General features: G+C 69.3%; 1 protein-coding gene. It reads right to left on the bottom strand.

The window, feature by feature from the left end:
• Window positions 1-34: 34 nt before the first annotated feature.
• On the bottom strand, window positions 35-1,212 hold a 1,178-nt coding region (locus ACIRQP_RS42495), incomplete at its 5' end, for a transposase (protein ID WP_403900851.1).

Here is a 1,212-nt window from a genome sequence, read left to right as displayed (position 1 = left end):
GCTTGACTCTGTCGGGGATCTTGGATGGTTGAGGTCAGGTGCCGAGGGTGCGCCAGGACTTTGACCGGGGGATCCCGTGCTGGTCCAGGAAGGTCTGGAAGGCGGTCGGCGGTCTGGGTGAAGAGATTTCCTCGGTCGCTGACCGGCCGCTGAGGCGTTCGATGTTCACGGCGATGGCCGTGAGTACGTGTTGCAGGTGTGCTTTCGGCTGTCCTCGGTAGCGGCAACGGCGCATGCCATGTCCGTGGGCGAACTCGTTGACCGTGCCCTCCACTCCGGAGCGCACCGCGTAGCGGATCTTCCACTCGGGCGTCTGTTGCTCGGTACGGACGCGGAGTTGCAGGTCGCGGAGTTCTCGTGGGGGAAAGCCGACGTTTCGGGCGCTCTGATGGGAGGTGGTGCACTGGGCGCGGACCGGGCAGGGTTGGCACTGGCCCTTGGTGAACCGTGCCACGATCAGAGGGGCCGCGGTGGGCGAGGAGGTCGGGTAGGGGCCGTGCCAGCCCCGGCTGACCTGGCCCTGGGGGCAGGTCACCTGCTGGCGGTCGTAGTCGATATGGAAGTCGTCTCGGCCGAAGCCCTCGCCCTGGCGGTGCTGCCGGGTGGGGTTTCCCGGCAGTGGTCCGGTGACGGTGACCTGGTACTGCCGGGCAGCCTGTTCCAGGTGGACCAGGGAGGTGTAGCCGCTGTCGACGAGGTGCTCGGCGGGCAGCAGGCTTCGGCGACGCAGACGGGCGTGGATGCCGGGCAGGGCCCGGGTGTCGTGCGTGGTGGACGCGGTGGTGGCCACGTCCGTGATCACGTTGGGGCCGTCAGGAGCACAGGTCTCGGTCAGATGAGCGGAGAACCCCTTCCAGCTGATGATGTGTCCGTGACGTGCGTAGCGGGCCGAGGTGTCGTAGGGAGAGACGATCGCCTGAGACGAGGGCGGCAGCCCCGGCCCGTCGTCCTTGTCGGCAGTGCGCCAGTGCAGGCGGCCCGCGGCGTCGCGGTGGTAGTTCTGCACCACGATCTGGCGCAGGGCCTGGACGCGGGGCCCGAAGGCGCGGTCTGCCCCGTGCCGGTAGAGGTGCTCCAGGAGCCGGACGGCGTCGTCGCCGGTGGCGAGGATCCTGGTCTTGGGCCGGGTGGGATTCTTGCCCAGGCGGACTGGGCGGCCGTAGCGGCGTCCCCACTCCTCGTCGACCAGGGCGTCCAGCAGGTGCCCGGCGG

The organism is Streptomyces sp. NPDC102274 (assembly GCF_044766385.1).
In the GTDB taxonomy this organism is placed as follows: Bacteria; Actinomycetota; Actinomycetes; order Streptomycetales; family Streptomycetaceae; genus Streptomyces.
Note: the sequence above shows the minus strand (reverse complement) of the source record. Positions and strands in the feature narration are given on the sequence as shown.